Genomic DNA, 19,897 nt, shown 5'->3' with positions numbered 1-19,897 from the left:
TCTTTATTGTTTCTCTATTTTTCTGTTGATAACGAATAAGGGAAATCAGCTGGGTTTGAACCTCTGGTTTTATTTGGCATCGCTGTCATATTGAAATTTAACACTGCACCTTTTTGTAAACCACTATGGCTAATCCAGTTTTTAGAATATAGTTTACCATTCATCTGCAATGACTGAACATAACGGTTGTTATCGCTATTCGCTGCTGCATTAATTACAACAGTTTTACCATTTTCTAAAGTAATGGTTACCTTTTTAAACAAAGGAGCACCTAAAACATACTGATCTACCGCTGGTGTTACCGGATAGAAGCCCATTGCCGAGAAAACATACCAGGCAGAAGTTTGTCCGTTATCTTCGTCACCACAATATCCATCAGGTGTAGCTTTGTACATTCTGTTCATGGTTTCTCTTACCCAATATTGCGTTTTATAAGGAGCACCACCGTAGTTGTACAGGTAAATCATGTGTTGGATCGGTTGGTTACCGTGTGCATACTGGCCCATGTTTGCAATCTGCATTTCGCGGATTTCATGAATTACACCGCCGTAAGCACTTTCATCAAATACCGGAGGCATAGAGAAAACCGAATCCAGTTTGGTTACAAATTTACTATGACCGCCCATTAATTTGGCTAAACCATCAACATCCTGAAAAACAGACCAGGTATAATGCCAGCTGTTGCCTTCGGTAAATGCGCCGCCCCATTTAAATGGGCTGAATGGGCTTTGGAAAGTTCCATCCTGATTTTTCCCACGCATTAAACCCGAAGCCGGATCGAAAAGATTCTTATAATTCATGGCTCTTTTTTTGTAGATATCAATCTCAGATGCTGGTTTACCTAAAGCTCTTCCCAACTGATAAATGGTAAAATCATCATAAGAATACTCTAATGTTTTAGCCGCATTTTCGTTCTTTTTCACATCGAAAGGTACATAGCCCAATTCATTGTAATATTTAACACCATCGCGACCAACGGCTTCCATCGGACCTTCGTTGTTTGCACCATGTTTTAAAGCCTGCCATAGCGTTTCGATGTCGTAACCACGCAAACCTTTAATATAAGCATCAGAAACTACCGAAGCAGAATTATTACCCACCATAATATTTGCATAACCCGGGCTGCTCCACTCGGGTAACCAACCACCTTCTTTATAATCGTTGATTAAGCCTTGCTGCATTTCTTTATTGATTGAAGGATAAACCAGGTTTAAGAAAGGATATAATGCCCTAAACGTATCCCAGAAACCTGTTCCGGCAAACATGTATCCTGGTAAAACTTGTCCGTTGTATGGACTCCAGTGTACAATCTGGTTTTGTGCATCAACTTCATATAATTTATTAGGAAAGAACAAGGTACGGTACATTGCCGAATAGAATGTACGGGTTTGATCAATCGTACCACCTTCAACTGCAATTTTACTTAATGTTTTGTTCCAGGTTGCTCTGCCTTTTGCTTTTGTGGCATCGAAACCATCGTTAGCCAGTTCCCTATTTAGATTTAAATCGGCCTGCTCAAAACTGATAAATGAAGAGGCCACTTTTGCAATTACCTGCTCGCCTTTTTGTGTGGCGAAACCAATAACAGCGCCGGCATGATCTACAGTTAATTCTAAATCCTTATCATTAAGTTTTTTATCATCCCAGGTTTTAGCCAGCTTGAAATCCTTATTGAAATAGATTACAAAGTAATTTTTGAAATTTTTAGGCAGTGGACCACGGGCATATTTAGTAGTATAACCAATAATTTTTCTTTCTGCCGGAATAATTTTAATGTAAGAGCCTTTATTCTGTGCATCTACCACCACATAAGCACTATCCGTTCTAGGGAAAGTAAACCTAAACTGCGCCGCACGTTCTGTAGGGGTAATTTCGGTGGTTACATCAGCATCTGCTAAGTACACACTGTAATAATATGGCTTGGAAACCTCTGCTTTATGGCTGAACCAACTAGCACGATCATCATCTGTAAATCTTAATTTGCCAGTAACCGGCATAATGGAAAAAGCGCCATAATCATTCATCCATGGCGAAGGCTGATGTGTTTGTTTAAAGCCACGGATTTTATCAGCATCGTAAACATAGGCCCATCCATCGCCGCTTTTACCCGTTTGTGGCGTCCACATGTTCATTCCCCAGGGCAAACCAATTGCCGGGTAAGTGTTTCCGTTAGATAGTGATGGCTTGGATGCCGTTCCCATTAAAGGGTTTATCCAATCTACCGGATCTGTAATTTTGCCTATTGTTTGCGCGAAGCTGGTTGATGCCGCAACACTCAATAAGGCGATAAATAATCTTTTCATTTGTTGTGTTTGTGTTTTTTATGTGCTTATATTTATTTTAAACTTCCGAATTTTTAACGTAATCTGCCCAAAGTGCATCTAAATCTTTACCCGTTAATTTTGTCCAGATATCTTTGGTATAAGTATGGTCTCTTAAAGAAGCATCAACGGTTTTAATAATACCTGGCTTTACACTTTTCTCCATCCAGGCAAAAAAACCTGCTGTAATGCGGTAACTATTTTTATAGCTATGCTCTGGTTTTAATGCAGGCAGCGACCATTTAGCGCCGGCATTATCAACACCAAATTTATAACGGGCATAATCGGCAATACCTTCTGTTAACCAGCCCGGGCCAACGCTTCGGCCATAGTCTTGCACAATGTGCATCACCTCGTGGGTAACCACATCTATATCTTCAGGATGTTCTATCATCCACATTGAACTGAAGGTTACTTTGCCATCAGCAGTTGCCGCCACACCTTTGTAAGCCGTATCTACAAAAAATTTCACTTCTTTTATGGTAGCTGGATTATACTCTTTGGCCAGTTTTGGATAAACTTCGAAAAAAGTTTTAATTAATCGTTTCTTCAATTGAGGGTCTAATTCCTTAAAATTGCTCTCGAAAGATAAGGTATAACCACTCTTCTTTGTTATTTCCTGTGCCTTTAAATGAGCTGAAAAAGCCGAAACAAGCATTACGAAAATCGAAAAAGTAACTATTTTTTTCATCTGTTTATATTTTATTGGTGACGGGTTTTTAATTTGGTTAGCGTGTTTAGTTCTGCAAAATAAATATAATATGTAAAACGATTTAGTAAATGATCAAAAATTTTACTTTGGTCATGATTATTTTTACAAACACGCGCTAGAGGATGCAAGTTTATTTGCACATACCTTGTAAAACTTGGCTTCTTTGTAATTTTCTTTTAAGTGGTCGTCATTTCGAGCGGAGTGCAACGGAGTCGAGAACCCGAAGGCTCTGCGAAGCAAAATCTGTCTAGATGGATCTCTCCATTCCACTGCGTTTCAGTCGAGATGACGATCTTTCTATGTAGATAAATTTCTTATTTTTTACTGCTATAGGCAAGGCTTATTTTTTGGGGTTCTTTACTGTAATCTTCCCAAAGCTGATCGACAGTTTTTCCGGTTAGAGCTGCCCAGGACTGCTCGCTGTATTGGTGCGCTCTTAATTGTTGATCTAAAGTAGCAATTAAGCCCGGTTTAACATTTTGTTCTAACCAGGCAAAAAACCTTGCAGTAATGCGGTAGCTATTTTTATAACTCTGTTTTTCATTATAATCTGGCAAACTCCATTTCGAGCCCACATTATCAACACCATATTTATAGCGCACATAATCGGCAATGCCTTCAGTTAGCCAAACCGGTCCGGCGCTATAACCATAGCCCTGAACAATGTGCATGGTTTCGTGTGTTACTACATCAATATCGGTTGGATGTGCTTTCATATAACCAGCACTAAACAAAATTCTATTCCCGCTAGCTTCTGCCACCGCTTTATAAGCTGTATCCACCACAAATAACACATCGTGCGTAGATTTATCATTAAATGTTTTAACTAAGGTTGGATAGATTTCGAAATAAGTAGCAATTAACTTCTTTCTTACCGTTGGATCTAAATTTGGATCTTTGCTGATAAATGTTAATTCATAGCCCTTGTGTTTTTCTTTACTGTAAGAAACCCAGTTTTTTGAAAGTGCAGTAAACATTTCCTTCTGAATTTTCTTTTGCGATTTGTTTTTAACCCATTGACTGTTTACTTTAATTTCTCCGGCTTTGGCTTGTATTGTTGGTGTTTCTTCCGTTACCAAATCTAACACGACATTTCTTTTGGTACGGTATCCATCTGCCTGGGCAAATTTTGGATAAACCTGAAAAAAAGCAATCTTAAGTTTGGCATCTACAATGGCATTGGTTGTGCTGTCTTTATCATTGATGGTAATTTTGTATTCTCTTTCTCTATTTTGAGCGAAAGTATTAGCGCCTATAAAGGATATTGACACGAATATTAATAACTTCTTAATCATGATTTGTTGTGTGAGTTTTTGAAAAAGCAGAAATGATTCTGCTGTTGGCAAAATCATTTCTATTGGTTTATTGTATTGTAATTTAATAAGTGATGGCTGGGAAATCTGTTTTGGCTTTGGCCAGCATTGGAGCCCATTCTGCTCCTTTTTCGTCCTTTGGTCCAAAAGCCGTTAATGCAAGTGGTGCCAGATCTGCTTTCGCGGCACCGCTCCAAAAGTGAATAAACTCGCCAAAATTCATTTTTCTGGTGTATTGTTGATAGCTTTTGCCCTGCACTGTAATTTGTTGTTTAGGAAATTGTTGAGACAATAAGCTAAAGAAACCATTTAAAACCTTTGCTTTACCATAGTTATCATAAATTGGAAGAAACCAATTCTTGAACCATTGTGTTCCTGTCTTAGGATAATTATCGGTAACAGTCATCATTTTATTGTACCAACGTTGTGCATCGGTGGTTCTATTTAAGCCTAAATACACATCATATTGATAAATCTCCATCCACTTACTATCATGCCAGATATCGAAAGCCGGCGATTCTTTTACCCCTTTTGATGCTCCTTCTACGATGTGACCGATTTCGTGGGTAGACAAATCAATATCATTATCAACGCCGGTAGTCCAGGCATCGAGGCTGCTGGCACCGCAATCGGTTACGTTTCTATAGTCATGACTGCCATCAAGATATGTACTTGGGTGGCCGCCGCTATATTTGCCAGCATGATAAATTACAAATAAGCGGCTATCGTCTCCAAATTTGCCATAGCTTTTTTTGGTGTAATTCCAAGCCTCAGCCATATATGTTTTTGGCCATGCAATTGTTGGTTTAACATCACCATCATAATAAACAACTACACTGGTATCATAATAAACGCGGTTAAGCAATTGAACATGCTCAAACCAATGCTCTTTCCATGTTTTTGGTGGTGCATCCGGCGGATCTACAGCTTCTACAAGCGGAGGTGCAGGTTTTACAGTATCTAGTGGTTCTTTTTTGCCGTTGCAAGCAAGTACTGCAAATAGTACAATTGCTGATAAAGAGAAAATGTATTTCATAGCGTTAGCATTAATTGGTTAAAAAAAGCACCGGGTGAAACACCCGGTGCTATATGTATTTTACCAGCCTGTATTTTGTACAATTACAGGAACTTTTTGAATTTCGCCATTTGGTATAGGCCACAAATAGTGTTTCTTTTGGAAAACCCTATTTTCGGTAACAACCGGTGTATAAAATCCTGGTGCATTTTGGGCAATATTTAAACCTTTAATCTGCGTATCAGTAGTTTCTGCAATTTTCCACTCTCTGGTGTAGAAATAACGATCTAATTCGAAAGCCAACTCTACGCGTCGCTCTCTACGGATGGCATCTCTCATATCTGTTGGTACAGGTAATGCGCCAGCACCACTTCCATAAGGTGCAATGCCTGCTCTGGTACGGATTCTGTTTAGATAGATTAAGATATCAGGGTCTGAAGGATTTGACTCTTGTAATGCCTCGATGTAATCTAAATAAATCTCAGCCAATCTGATCGTGGTGAAAATAGTTCTACCAGATGTCCAGCCTGCAACCGTCAAATGCTTTCTTGAAGTGTAACCCGTTTTGGTATAATCGTTATTCGCGATAGCTCCTTTACCGGCATTACCACTATTGGTAAAATCGGTAATAATATTCGAAGATGTGTTAATCCATTTACGACCAGTATAGGTAATATCTGCATAAAAACGTGGTTCACGGTTAACAAACATATTGCTAATTGCCCTTGTCGCATTTTGATCGTTTGGATCTGGTGCCTGATAACTTGATGTTCCGTTAGCAGTATAAGCTGGATCGCTTTCGATAGGTAAACCATTTACGGTAAAGAATGCATCAACCAATTGTTGAGATGGTGATAAGAACGAGCCACCTTTATCGCCACCAGAAGCACCGTTATGATTAGGGGCTAATGAATATTGATAAAGTGTTACATCACCTCCTCTACCGAAAATGATCTCAGAGTTCCAACCATTTAAAAACACATCCCTTGTTGCGATAAAAGCTCTGTTGAATGCCGTATTTGGTAAACCAGCTGGTGTAGCGGCAACACTATAAAGCGCATAGCTAGAATAGTTTGGGTTATTTAAAAATGCTTTAGCAGCAGTAGCCAATCTAGTCCATTTTGCAGCACTAGCTGTTTGACTGATCAATTGTTTACCATCCTGATTTTTAAGACCCGCATAATCAGTATTACCGTTAAACAATGGGCGGGCAGCTGTTAACAACGCTTTGATTTTATAGGCGTCAGCAACAGATGATGTAATGTGTCCATAATCTTCACTTGCTTGTGGGGTAGCAGGAAGACGTGCGCTTGTAGCATCTAATTCACTTACAATGTAATCAATACATTCGTCCATAGAGTTACGTGGTTTACTTATTTCTACTAATGGAGCGTCAGATGCAATCGGATCATTTCCTAATAAAACAACCGGACCATATTGCCTAACCAAATGGTAGTAATAAATAGCTCTTAATGCCCTGGCCTCGTTGTAATAACGGTTAACAATATCTATACCTCCAAGATTACAATCTGTACACTTGGTTACATTTGCCATGAAGGAACTTGCGGCCTGGATACCACGGTAAAAGTTTTGCCAGTGGTAGTTTACTTGTCCGCTTGTTGCATCCCATGCACCTGTATTTACATTTTCACTAAAATTGGGCAGGGTATAATCTGCTTCATCAGAAGCAGCAGTCCATGGGCCAATATTTCCATTTACTGATGGTGCACGATCCTGATCCTGATCAGGGAGTGTAGAATAAACATTTGCTAATGCACGATCAACAGTAGCCTTTTTTTCGTACATCTGATCGAAAGTAAGCCTATCATCAGGTACTTGATTTAAAAATTTCTTACAGCCATAATTGCCTACTACCAGCAATGCGCCAACTGTATATATCAATATTTTTTTCATTCTTTTTATTTTAAAAATTAGCGGTAAGACCTAAAGAATAATTAGATGTTAATGGGTATCTGGTACCATTATTTGTACCAAGCTCTGGATCCCAAAGTTTGAATTTACTAATGGTAAAGACATTATAGCCAGTTGCATATATCCTTAAACGTTTTACACCAATAGATTTAATACCTTCCTTAAGGGTGTAACCCAAGTCTGCATTTTTTAATCTTAGGAAGCTGATATCACGTTTCCACCAGGTACTCGACTGATAATTGTTGTTATTGGTACCACCATAAGATAAACGTGGGTAAACAGCATCTTGGCGAGGGTTGGTTGGAGTCCAACGATCTGTAGCAACAGCAAGCATATTACCTAAACCACCTGAATTGGCGAATGAAGGTATATTTAAGAGAATATCTGCATTATCCTGTCCCTGGAAGAACAAGCCGAAATCGAAACTTTTGTAAGTTAACGAGAAACCGAAACCATAAGTTGTACTTGGAATATCGCCTCTACCGATTATAGTTTGGTCAAATGAATCAATTTTACCATCACCGTTTAAATCTTTATACTTGATATCTCCTGGCATTAATGTACCAAATTGTGTAGGGCTGGCATTAATTTCTGCCTGGCTATCAAACAACTTCTCGGCAATATAACCAACGCGTGTAGAAGCCAGCACATTAAGACCACGTTGCTCCATCCACGGATAAGCTTTTGGCGCCTGATCGTTCTCAATTACTTTATCTTTATTGAAAGTAAGGTTAGCTCTTAAATTAAGTGTTAAATCTTTACCTAACTTTGCATCATACTGCAAGGTACCATCAATACCTTTATTTTCTACAACACCTAAGTTACCAATCGGCGTGTTAGCCAAACCAATATAGTTTGGTACGGTACCTCTTGAGATAAATTGATCTTTTCTTCTTTCTTTAAAGAAATCGACAATTAAAGACAGGTTATTATTTAATGTTTTTAATTCGAAACCTAAATCCTGTTTACGTGTTTCGGCCCAGGTTACATCTACTCCATAAGCAGTTACACCTAATCCGTTATTCCCAAGATTTCCGTTCTGCCCAAATGTATAACCACCTGCATCACCTACTTTTGTTAAATAATAAAAACGATCGCCCTCACTACCAGCATAGCCAGAACCACTACCACCACTACCAACAATACCATCAGAGTAACGGAATTTAACCATTTGGAAGGTATTTTTAAGCGGCTCGAAGAATTTCTCGCTAGAAAGCAACCATCCAATACCTATTGCAGGGAAGAAACCATAACGTTTATCTGGCGCAAAGTTTTCTGAACCATTATAACCTACGTTAAACTCGAAAAAATACTTATTATCGTAAGCATAGGTTGCACGACTCGCAATACCTTGTAACCTGTATGGAAGGGAAAGAGTTAAATTACCTGCAAATGGATTGGTGTTATCATTTTGATTGTACAAAAACAAACCACTTACCGCATGTTTACCAAATGTACGGTTGTAGTTTACAGCAGCTTCAAAATACATTTTCTTATCACCACCATTGGCAATGCCATAATTTAAGAAATCTTGTCCCTGAAGAACTAAACCATATTTATAACCAGATGCAGCATTGCCCGCAACGTTATAAGGATCGTTAGGGTTAATTCTATAAATGGTTTCTCTCTTAGTTCTATTGATTGAATTGCTATTATTAACGTCAAAAGAGAACATTGTAGTAACCGATAAACCTGGAGTTACCTCTTTTAAATCTTGCGTTAAACGCATATTTGAATACAACTGGTTGCTGTAACCTACTCTATAGCCATTTCTGGTCACATCACCATAAGGATTACGTTGATCGGCCTGCGGACTAATACCTGGCAAGCTTCCATTTGGATAAAGTACTGGAAAAGAGGTTGGATTAATCAAAAAAGCCTGGCTAAAGATATCCTGTGCGCTGAAGTTACTTGGGTAGTTGTTTTGCGACAAAATACCTTTGATACCTAAATCTAATTTAGTAGTACCGGTAATATCCCAGTTTAAGTTTGCACTAACATTGTAACGGCCATAGTTTTGTTTAACTGCAGAATTCACGGCGTCGTCAGTTTTAAATAAACCATCTTCACCATAATAACCTAGTGATACATAGTATTTTGCATTACTTACACCACCCGATAGGTTAGCTGTTGCTGATCTGTTTCTACCAAAATCATTATAAATGGCATCAAACCAGTTTACGTTCGGGTAAAGGATAGGATCTGTACCGGCAGCTGTTTTCTGAACAGCATCTATAGAATATGCTGGTGTAAATGCACCTGCAGCACCACCTCTTAAATAATCTGAATATTTAGCCTCATTAGCTAAGTTCATGTAATCTACACCATCAATTAATTGTGGTCTTTTGGTGAAACGGCTCACGCCTTCATAATATTCCACATTAATTTTCGGCGTACCAATTTTACCTTGTTTGGTATTGATTAAGATTACCCCGTTTGCACCACGGATACCATATACCGCTGTTGCGGCAGCATCTTTCAGTACGGTGAAGTTTTCCACGTCATAAACACTGATATCATTCAGGTTACGGTTAGGAACCCCATCAATAATTACTAGCGGGCCCCTATCACCAGCTGTTAGTGAAGATATTCCCCGTATAAAAATGTCGGATCCTGTTGCGCCTGGTTCACCATTTCTAGAAACGTTAATCACACCTGGAATACGACCAGCCAATAACTGACTCATACTAGAAACTGGTTGTTTTAAATCAGCAACGTTTACTGATGATTGCGCACCAACCAAGCTTTCCTTCTTTTGTGTACCGAAACCTACAATGGCGACCTCTTGTAAATTAGCACCAACCGTTTCTTTCAAACGGATATCCAACACGGTTTGCGTGCCCACCGTAATCTCTTTAGAATCATAACCAACATAAGTTATAATTAAAACTGTATTTTGATCAGGAACGGTAATAGTAAATGCGCCATTCACATCTGCAGCCGCACTGGTAGAACTGCCTTTTACCTTAACGCCTGCTCCTGGTAGTGGTGCACCTGTTTCGTCTTTAATGATACCGCGTATCACAATATCGGCTTTAGCTTGAGTAACTGAAACCGAACTGCTTATATTAATAGCTGAAGCATTAGCTGTTGCATAAAAACCACTGCTTAAAGCTAAAGTAAAAGCGATAGCCTTAAAAGCACAATCTTTAAACTTGAGCCTGCCCTCAGTTAAATTTGTAATTCTTTTCTTCATAATTATTTTATTATTAACAGAATACTGTTATTAGGTCTATTGATCAGTTGAAATAAATTTTATTGTCCACCGGTTAAATTGGCAGACTATTGTTGCTCCTCTGGCACTTCAATTACACGCCACTCAGACAACTGGAACAGAGAACCGTTATTATTTGCCGTAATACTAAGTCTGTAGTATTTATACAGGACTTTGTTTTTGAAATTGTAGGTTTTGGTCAGGTTACGGCCAGAAAACGCTTCACCTGTCCTGGTATCAAGATCTACCCAGTTGCTACCATCTGTAGAACCGCTTAATTTCCAGTTTTTAGGATCCCTGTCAGGCGCATCGCCACCTGATGTTAAAGTATAAGATGCCACTTGTTGGGGTGAAGGAAAAGTTAACTGGAGATAAAGGCTAGACTGATAAGGATTGATCAGGAATTTCGAGTTAATATCATTATCCACGACCTTTAAAGATCCTTCTCCGGCAGAGGCCCCGCCAGCGTTTTCTACGTTAACAGAGAGTGTGGCTTTTGCCGTTACATCAACTTTGGCTTTCCAGGTAAAAAGATCTACTGAGGGGTATTCTTCTTTACCGCACCCAAGAAGCAAAACCAGGACCATACAAAGTCCGATAGCGCTCCTTGTAATTTTTAAAAGAGTCATAATTAATTAATTTAAGGTTTATTAGTTAGTAAAAAGTGTAATGATGGGGGCCAGAATAATGGATATTCTGGCAGTTAAATCGGTTTTTTGGAAGTAGTTACCTTCCTACAATTAGACCGAAATATTGTTGCAGGCTGTAGTACCTACCCATAGCTGGTTTAGTAATTTTTTGTTCATCTTGAGTTTTAGTTTGGTTTGTTATCCGCTGGGAACGGGATGGTTTTTTAATAGGTGTAAATTTTAGTTCATAGTAAGTCTTCTTTGTTTATTGATTAGCAAATAGTTATTTTAAATAATACTAAAACGTTTTAGTTACTTGTCTCAAAAAAAAGCCTCAATCATTAGATTAAAACTTTTCCTGATATATTAAATAAATGGGATGTAGCTAAAGTTAGTTTGTTAATAAGCTAAAACGTTTTATTAAACAATTATAAGAATATTATTGCAAATGAAAAATTAATTTCAATCTTTTTAAAAAAAATTACAATATAATTCTTGCATTTAGCTCTAAATGCGACAAAAACAGGCAATTATGATGGATTATATTACCTGTTTGTAAAAAAATGAAGGATAAATAAAGAAAAGCTACAGAATTATTTTATTAAGATTATAATTCCGTGGCTTTTGATAGAAATTTGCTTTAATAGTTTCGGCGCTTAAACCATATTTAAGTTAAGCTCAAATCGCAACAGCTTGCGGCACCAATTAATGCTGCATGTTCTTTTAGTTCTGAAATTTTTATTTGAGTATCTATTCCATTGCCTTTAAGTGTTGCGATTAATTCGGGAGCGAATGCACTAAAAGATTGTGCAATATTACCACCAACTATTACAGTATCTATTTTGTGTTCCTTAATAATAGGGATCAGGAACTGTGCCAGATTATAGCCGAATTCCATAAAAACCATGGTTGCATGATGATCGGTTTCTACAATTTCTACCAGCTCTTTAACCCCGGCAACTACTTTTCCACTTAGTTGATTAAAACGTTTTACGAACCAGCGCGTAGATAAGTAATCTTCAGCAATTCCGTCTAAAAATTCGGAGTTCCAGAGATCAGCATCAAAGGCTTTATAATTGAGACAAAGCGATGAGCCTAGTCCCGTACCAAGCGTTAAGCCCAATACACTGACATTTCCTTTGGCAGCACCAGCAAAAACTTCGCCCTGTAAAAAGCCAGCAGCGTCATTTATAAAATGAATATTTTCGACAGGAATATCCAATCGTTTAGCCAACTCTTCTTTCACATTAACCTGGTAAAGCGATTTAAACTTATCCTGATCTTTAATTAATGAAATTCCTTCTTCATAGTTAAATGGCCCGGGCATGGCTATGCCCACATTCCTAGTGCCGTTTATATTCTGAAAAGCTTTATTAATAATATCGCACCAAGCCGATAAAATCACTTCTTTGTTCTCCTGTGAGTTCACAGGGCTACGTTTGATAGAATTCTTCACCAAAGTTCTTGTTTCCAAATCCACCAATGCGGCTGTAATATGCGAGCCGCCAATATCTACACCTAATGCAACAGGCTTTTCCATTCTATATATATATTTCTGTTATCTATTCTTTATTAATCTGAATTAATTCGCCAAAAGTAGCAATTCAATATCTATTTACTGAGCGAAAATGGCTTATCTTCTTCCAATAACCCTCTATTTAACGAAGGTTTAACATTCATCTCTAATTTTAACACCCCTCCTTTTAACAAATCGCTATGGTTTATAAAATTTTTGGTGTAATTTTTACCATTTAAGTTTGCCGATTTTATATAAACATTGGTAATATTATTGGCAGGTGCCTCAATGACAAACTTTTTGCCATTTTCTAAATTAATGGTCGTTTTTTTAAACATAGGGCTTCCTAAAACATACTCTCCTGTACCCGGCGTTACACTATAAAACCCTAGTGCGCTTAACACATACCACGATGAAGTTTGCCCCTGGTCTTCATCTCCCGGATAACCATTTTCTGTAGCATTGTAAAGTTTACGCATCACCTCACGAGCATAAAATTGTGCTTTCCACGGCTGGTTAGCATAATTATATAAATAAACCATATGTTGTATAGGTTGGTTACCATGGGCATATTGCCCCATGTTAGCCATTACCATTTCGGTCATTTCATGAATCATCCCTCCATACGAACCTACATTTACTTTATTAGGTTCGCTAAAAACAGAATCGAGCTTTGCCGTAAAATTGTTGTATCCGCCCATCAGATTAATCAGGCCTTTGGTATCCTGAAAAACCGACCATTGCCAGTGCCATGCATTTCCTTCGGTAAATGGCCCTCCCCACTCTGTTGGGTCGAAATTTGGAGACCATTTTCCCTCCGCGTTCCTACCCCTCATAAAACGGGTAGATAGATCGTAAACATTTTTATAATTGAACATTGGTTTCTCAAAAACATCCATATAATGTTTATCGCCAATCATTTTAGCCAAATGGTAAGCGCAATAATCATCATAAGCATATTCTAATGTTTTAGCGGTAGCCTCCCGATATTTTGGATATGGTACATAGCCCAATTGATTATACTCGGTTACGCCATCCCTGCCATTTGCCGGGCCCCATGGCCCCTTGTTCATTGCTTCGTGATAATAAGCATCTAGCGCTTTTTTCGGATCAAATGTTCTGATTCCTTTTGCCCAGGCATCGGTCAATAAAGAAATAGCGTGGTTCCCAATCATGCTTCCTGCCTCGCTAGGAAAAGACCAGGACGGCAACCAACCGCATTGCTCGTAAGCATCGAGCATGGCCTGCATATAACGACCGTGCATTTCTGGCTGCACCAGTGTATTTAGTGGAAATTGTGCACGAAAGGTATCCCAGAAACCCGTATCAGTAAACATATATCCATCATGTACTTTACCATCATAAGGACTAAAATAATATGGTTTTCCGGCTTCATTTAGCTCGTAAAACTTCCTGGAGAACAGGCTTGCCCTAAAAAAGCAAGAATAAAAAGTTTCCATATCTGCTTTCGATCCGCCTTCTACTTCTACCTTACCCAGCGATTTATTCCATACCGCAGCGGCATTGGCTTTGGTATCTTCTAACGTTTTATCGTTGCCCAATTCTCTTTTTAAATTGAGTTCGGCCTGTTTTAAACTGATGTAGGATGAAGCCGTTTTAACCTGAACTTTTGATCCTGATTCGAACTGAACAAATGCACCTTTTCCCAACCCTTCGGCTGAGAGAGAGTCTTTATTTACCGTATTACGTTTGTTTTCCCAGGTGCCATAAGATTTAATTGGTTGATCGAACTGGATTACGAAATAACTTTTCCAACCTCTTTTAAAACCTTCGCCGTTGTTTATCCAGCCAGTTATTTTATTTTCTTTGGGATAGAGCTGAACGCCGCTCAATCTGGTATAACCATCTAAAATCAAAAAACTTCTTTTGCCTTTTGGATAGCTGAAACGGAGGTGCGCACCACGCTCTGATGGCGAAATCTCTGTGGTGATCTCGTTTTCGAACGTTACTTTATAATAGTTTGGTTTGGCAATCTCATCTTTATGGCTAAATTTTGCTTCGCGTTTATTTTCGTCAACTACTAGCTCATCAGCCATTGGCATTAAAGAAAATACGGCATAATCCCTTGTCCACGAGCTGCATTGGTGTGCCTGCTGAAAACCTCTGATTTTATCTTTAGCATATTGATATTTCCAGCCATCACCATTTCTACCGGTTTGGGGGGTCCAGGTATGCATTCCAAAAGGCAAGGCAGTTGTTGGGTAGGTATTCCCCCGCGTGAGTTCGTGTTTAGAATTGGTTCCCTGCAGTGTGTTAACATAGTGAACCCAATCCTTTTGCTGCGCCAATAACCCTTTGGCGGCAATGCAAAATAAGATTGATGTGATTAATTTAAGTTTCATTTGTGTGTGTTTGTGTTTATTATTTTAAGCTGATGTTAACGGTTACACCCTCGCTATAATTTTCGAATCCCAAAAGCAGTGTTTTCGATTGGTTATCCCACTCATTTTTACTGAGCACTAAATTTTTCCCATTAGTTTTTGCGGTAATTGCTACCGGTTTTGCAGGTAATAAAATGCGCATGATGTTGTTGGTATTTGCCGGACTCTTCGCGATAAAGCTGTATCCATTTTGATCAATAATCTCACCAGTTACTCTTGATGCGGCGGCTAAAACCTGTGGTTTATTTTTATTTTCGATTTTATTGAGGTCGAAAAGATAGGCTTGTGTTTTTGGATCGATTACTTTCTGGTTTAAGATCGGCAATTCAGGATTGAAAAGATCGATATAACTTCCAGATAGCTTTAATGGCTCTTTGCTTGGACTTTCATCTACTACAGCGGCAATAACAAAAGGCCCACGGTTTAACACAAAATTGTTTTTGATGATTAGTTCTCCAGCTTTTGCATCCGTTTCGTAAGCGGCTTTAAGTGTGGAGATGAAATCGGTATCTCCATTGGCTTTCATGACCAATTCTTTTGGATCTTTCCTGACCACATATACTTTACCATGACCCACTTTATAGGCCGAATCGGTAGTTGTTGGGTTTATTCCCAACATACCGAAAAGATGTTCAGATGGAGCCCTGAATGTATTTCCGTTTGTATTCCACCACTCTTTAATGTTTTGGAAAGGATCATTATCTCTTCCAAAATATAAAAGTACCCCCCCACTTTTAACCCATTTTGTCAATAGCTCATGATATTCGGCACTTAAAGGTTTCATGTTCGAATAACTCATGATCAATACCTTGATGTCTTTCAAGGTATTCTTATTGGCGAGGTTTTCGATGTGCACTGTTTCAACCGGAATACCATGTTTTAATAATGGAACAGCCAAGCCGTAAGTATTGGAAAGATAAGGATCGCTGTAGCCCTGGTGTGTTGGAAAATTCTGGAACATTAAAGAGTTTGATAGCAAAACACCTATCCCCTGACTACCGTTCAATTTATTTTTAGACAAGGGCATCTGGTTGAGCGAATTCACCATTACCTGCATTTGTGTGGCATAATCAGGCGAAATTGGTTGTTTTTCTTTCATGCCTTCTACAACAAACTTACCTTTATAAATGCGGTTTGGCCATGGCATTACCTCATAATTATCAACCATAGGGTACAATAGTTCTGCGGTAAAAGTGGCCTGATAATTCACTTTGTAATCGTCCCATGATCTTGCCCTATCCTCTATCGGGTCGGTTAAAAAGAATATTTTTCTTCCTGTTGGGGCGGTCATCGAAACCATCGATCCATATTCGAGAAAGGCGTTTTCGAAAACACGTTCTTTACTTTTTCCATTGTAGAAAACAGGCTCACGTGAAGTACCTGTCCATACCTGAGCGATATAACCATCCATGCCATCAAGATTAGCTAAACTGGCTTCGGGACTTACAATGTGCCAGGAAGAATAATTGAGTAAGGAATGGGTGGGCACGTAACATTTAACGCGTTTGCCCTTGCTTAAACTATAACTTTTAACATAGCTAAAAACCTCTTTTAAGGCATTAAAATAAAGCTGATATTTTAATTTTGAAGACAGATAGGTTGCTTCCGGCGATTCGTGCTGGGGCATCCAGGGCGTACCATAAAATTTTTGCCATTCTTTTTTGAAAGCTTCACCGTAACCTGCTCTTGCCCAAAACTCAGGTTCTTCCAGATAAATTGCACTTACACCAGCGTCAATTGCCCTTTTTACATGGGTTTTCATATAAGCCCGATAACTTGCCGATGGAACAGTATAAGGAACATTATTCCCATGCCAGATGGTTTCGCCATTCTGCATGACCTGGCCTTCATCTAAATGGTTTTTTCCATCCCACTCCCCCAGGAAATAATCTTGATACTGCCCCCAGGCAATACCCGTCATAAACTGAACTTCATACCCTTTATCCCGATAGCCTTTTACACGTTCTTCGAAACTCACCTTGCCATCATTTATGCCATAAACCATTGCAATATCCGATCTCACATCATAATCAGGACTCCAGGGTGCTGAAACCTGGAAAGAAGTTTTTTCTTTAGATTTTACCTGTGCAAAAACATCGTTATGCAAAGCAAAAGTAACAATGGATAACGAAATTAATGTACAGGATTTAAAGAAGATCATATATTTATACTTTAAGGTTTATGCTTGCAACGGCTATTTAATATTCCATTTATCGGCTAACATTTTGATAAAATAACCACCAACAACACTTCTCGCCTGAAAACCTGTCATTTTTCCATTGGTGGTTTCATGCCAGTCGCTCAACGGCACTTTACTTTCTGTTTCGGTAGCAAAACGGTATATCGGACTGATAAATTTTTGAAAATCGACTTCGTTATCGGCCAAAGTAGCAGTCCACATAATCCAGTCAGATTTGGTGTAAGTTCTACGACTATCCAATGGTAATCCGAAATCTTTTTGTTTGGTTAAATAAAAGTTAATCTCCTTTTTATAAACCTCTTTTGGAAAAAGATTCAGTTTTAAAAGTTTATCCCAAACCAAATTATATTTCTGGCTCCAGGTATTTTTATCATTGAAGGTTAAGGCATAATGGTCACCATCATCGGCCATTTTCATCCAATTCTGTGCCATTTGCAAAGCAGCAGATCTATATTTGGTTGCTACATCGGTTTTACCCAGTTGCTGTGCCATTTGTGCATAGGCACCCAATGCCACAATCGCCTTTACCGATAAATTTGCATTACGGGCTAAATGACCGGCAAAATCATCGGTACAAAGCTGGTTTGCAGGATCAAATCCTTCCCTTAATAAATAATTAGCCCATACCGACATTACCTCCCAATGTTTCTCGGCATATTTTGCATTACCTTCTGCCCTGGTAATTGCAGCAGTTAATATGATCATATTTCCAGCCTCTTCTACAGGCATATCTTCACCATAGGTTTGGCCGTTTGCTAATGGATAAGTACCTAAATCGTGTGCTGCAAACGGTTTCTTCCATTTTCCGCTTTCTGAATAATAGAAAATACCATTCAACATTCCTTTTAACAATTCAGGATTGTAAACTAAAAATTGTGGCGCTGATGGATAAGTTACATCTACCGTATTGATTGATCCATTACTAAAATTTTCTTTTGATAGGAACAGGATATCTCCATTAGGAGCGTATACGATTTTGTGCGCTGCAATAGCTTGTCTATAAGCTAATTTACACATATCAGCATATTCTTTTCCCCCTGCTTTTTCTGCGTCGGCATATAATTTAGCATCGAAAGTGGCGCACTTAGTTTTTAACAAAGGGTATTGAGCATTGGCCTCGGCCAATTGATCTTCAAACTGTTGACTACCCGAAAGTCTCCAAACTGGTGGCAGCTTTTCGCCAAAGTATTCAACCGATTTTAGGTCATCATAACCCAACATCATATACTTATCTACCGGGGTTGAAGAAACCGAACCGAAAGGAATAATACTGCTTAGGTTCAGGTTTTTCGAATTTAAAACCTGTGCTTGTGTAGGGTATTTGGAATCGACGAAACTTTTTAAGCTTTCGTTTTGCGTAGCTATAAATTGAGTGGCATTAAACCTGGCAGGAACGGCAACATATAAGTAGCCCCAATCAATACGCAAATCGTCTCCCCGTTTCTTTAACACCGGCTGCTCTACGGTTCCTATTTTTAAGATGGAGAGATTGTTTTTCGAATTCTTCCATGCCGAAACACTTTGGTTTGGCGTATTTACAGCCAGGTTAGATGATGCACCAAAGAAAATATCTACGCCGTGCGACTTACCATCTGTTGATTTTACAGCATAATTGATGTAACTGATTGGTCTGGCGGTTAATTTGATATCGTTAAGCAACAATGGCGAAGTAAAACTCACCTGCAATTCTATATTACCTGCCGCAAAAGTATATTTTGTAGTGGTAGCCTCGATGCTTACATGGGTTTGGGTAGCTGAAGCAATTTTTACATTCTGTGCATCTTCTTCTACAATTCCAGCATCTAAATGCCTGCCACCTGCTGTATTTTTACAATGGATTGCCAATACGTTTTTTCCTGTTTTTAAGATACCATCCTCAATGGGTAAGTAGATATAATCAGAAACCCATCCGTTCTTTTTGTAAATTACTTTACCGTTTAAATAAACAATTACATTATCATCATGATTGAGTTTAAGGTATTTTTTTGCAGCCGATACATTGGCTATATCGAAGGTTCTCCTAAAGTAAAGATCGTCGCTATTCCATTTTGTCCTGGCAGAATTATCGTCTCCAAAAGGGGCTTCAGCTTTTTTCCAGGCATTATCATTGTAACTGTTATTTTCCCAGCCCGCTTCAGGTTTATCGAAACTGTAACTAGCCTGGTATTTTAATGCATCAGCAGTTGGGAGTATTTCTTTAAAGGTTTTGCTTTCTTCGCCTAAAAACCGGTAAAATTTCCCATCTACCTTAATAATACCCAGCAAAGATTGCTCCTTCCCTGTCCAATGTTTAGTTACCGATTGATTAAGCCCATCACCAAAAGACCAAATACTGAAATAAGCATCGTGCGTAATTAACGGATAGGCAGGTGCCTTATCCTGAGCTTTTGTAATTAAATTAAAAAAAAGACAAAGCGCTACTAAGGAAAAGTTTCTCATAAATTAATATTTGGTTTCATTCATAAATCGTTTTACTTAAACCTGTCAGACAATTCTTTGTTCCGGAAAACAAAAAATTGTTAAAATGACCGCTAGATTAAGGATTACTACTGCTTGGCGCCGATTAAAGTAAAACGTTTTACTAATTCAATATTAGAGAAATAAAAATCATATTAAAACAGCTTAATGTAACATTTAAGTTAC

General features: G+C 38.5%; 11 protein-coding genes. All 11 read right to left on the bottom strand.

What is annotated here, in order from left to right; genetic code table 11:
• Positions 1-14 precede the first annotated feature (14 nt).
• The 11 genes from QF042_RS06190 to QF042_RS06140 all read right to left on the bottom strand — a co-directional run bounded on the left by QF042_RS06190 (position 15) and on the right by QF042_RS06140 (position 19,693).
• The gene (locus QF042_RS06190) at positions 15-2,303 is read right to left on the bottom strand and encodes a GH92 family glycosyl hydrolase (protein WP_307526357.1); all 2,289 of its coding nucleotides are present in this window, start codon (positions 2,301-2,303) and stop codon (positions 15-17) included.
• A gap of 37 nt (positions 2,304-2,340) precedes the next feature.
• The gene (locus tag QF042_RS06185; RefSeq protein WP_307526356.1) at positions 2,341-3,012 is read right to left on the bottom strand and encodes a basic secretory protein-like protein; all 672 of its coding nucleotides are present in this window, start codon (positions 3,010-3,012) and stop codon (positions 2,341-2,343) included.
• A 335-nt stretch (positions 3,013-3,347) separates the two neighbouring features.
• Positions 3,348-4,328: a basic secretory protein-like protein gene (locus QF042_RS06180; protein WP_307526355.1), complete on the bottom strand. Its 981-nt coding sequence runs from the start codon at positions 4,326-4,328 to the stop codon at positions 3,348-3,350.
• Positions 4,329-4,410: 82 nt separating this feature from the next.
• Positions 4,411-5,382, bottom strand: coding sequence for a hypothetical protein (locus QF042_RS06175; protein WP_307526353.1), 972 nt, complete (start codon positions 5,380-5,382; stop codon positions 4,411-4,413).
• 60 nt (positions 5,383-5,442) lie between these two features.
• Complete coding sequence (locus QF042_RS06170; RefSeq protein WP_307526350.1) at positions 5,443-7,275, bottom strand: RagB/SusD family nutrient uptake outer membrane protein; 1,833 nt, start codon at positions 7,273-7,275, stop codon at positions 5,443-5,445.
• Positions 7,276-7,285: 10 nt separating this feature from the next.
• Positions 7,286-10,489: a TonB-dependent receptor gene (locus tag QF042_RS06165; protein WP_307526348.1), complete on the bottom strand. Its 3,204-nt coding sequence runs from the start codon at positions 10,487-10,489 to the stop codon at positions 7,286-7,288.
• Between the two features lie 86 nt (positions 10,490-10,575).
• The gene (locus QF042_RS06160; protein ID WP_307526345.1) at positions 10,576-11,136 is read right to left on the bottom strand and encodes a discoidin domain-containing protein; all 561 of its coding nucleotides are present in this window, start codon (positions 11,134-11,136) and stop codon (positions 10,576-10,578) included.
• Positions 11,137-11,803: 667 nt separating this feature from the next.
• Positions 11,804-12,676: an ROK family protein gene (locus QF042_RS06155; RefSeq protein WP_307526343.1), complete on the bottom strand. Its 873-nt coding sequence runs from the start codon at positions 12,674-12,676 to the stop codon at positions 11,804-11,806.
• A 71-nt stretch (positions 12,677-12,747) separates the two neighbouring features.
• Complete coding sequence (locus tag QF042_RS06150; protein WP_307526341.1) at positions 12,748-15,015, bottom strand: GH92 family glycosyl hydrolase; 2,268 nt, start codon at positions 15,013-15,015, stop codon at positions 12,748-12,750.
• Between the two features lie 19 nt (positions 15,016-15,034).
• Positions 15,035-17,215, bottom strand: a complete 2,181-nt coding sequence (locus QF042_RS06145) for a hypothetical protein (RefSeq protein ID WP_307526339.1) — start codon at positions 17,213-17,215, stop codon at positions 15,035-15,037.
• Between the two features lie 33 nt (positions 17,216-17,248).
• Complete coding sequence (locus tag QF042_RS06140; RefSeq protein WP_307526337.1) at positions 17,249-19,693, bottom strand: glutaminase family protein; 2,445 nt, start codon at positions 19,691-19,693, stop codon at positions 17,249-17,251.
• Positions 19,694-19,897 lie beyond the last annotated feature (204 nt).

It is taken from the genome of Pedobacter sp. W3I1, assembly GCF_030816015.1.
Taxonomy (GTDB): Bacteria; Bacteroidota; Bacteroidia; order Sphingobacteriales; family Sphingobacteriaceae; genus Pedobacter.
The sequence above is the reverse complement of the archived record's forward strand: the minus strand, read 5'-3'. Positions and strand labels throughout refer to the sequence as shown.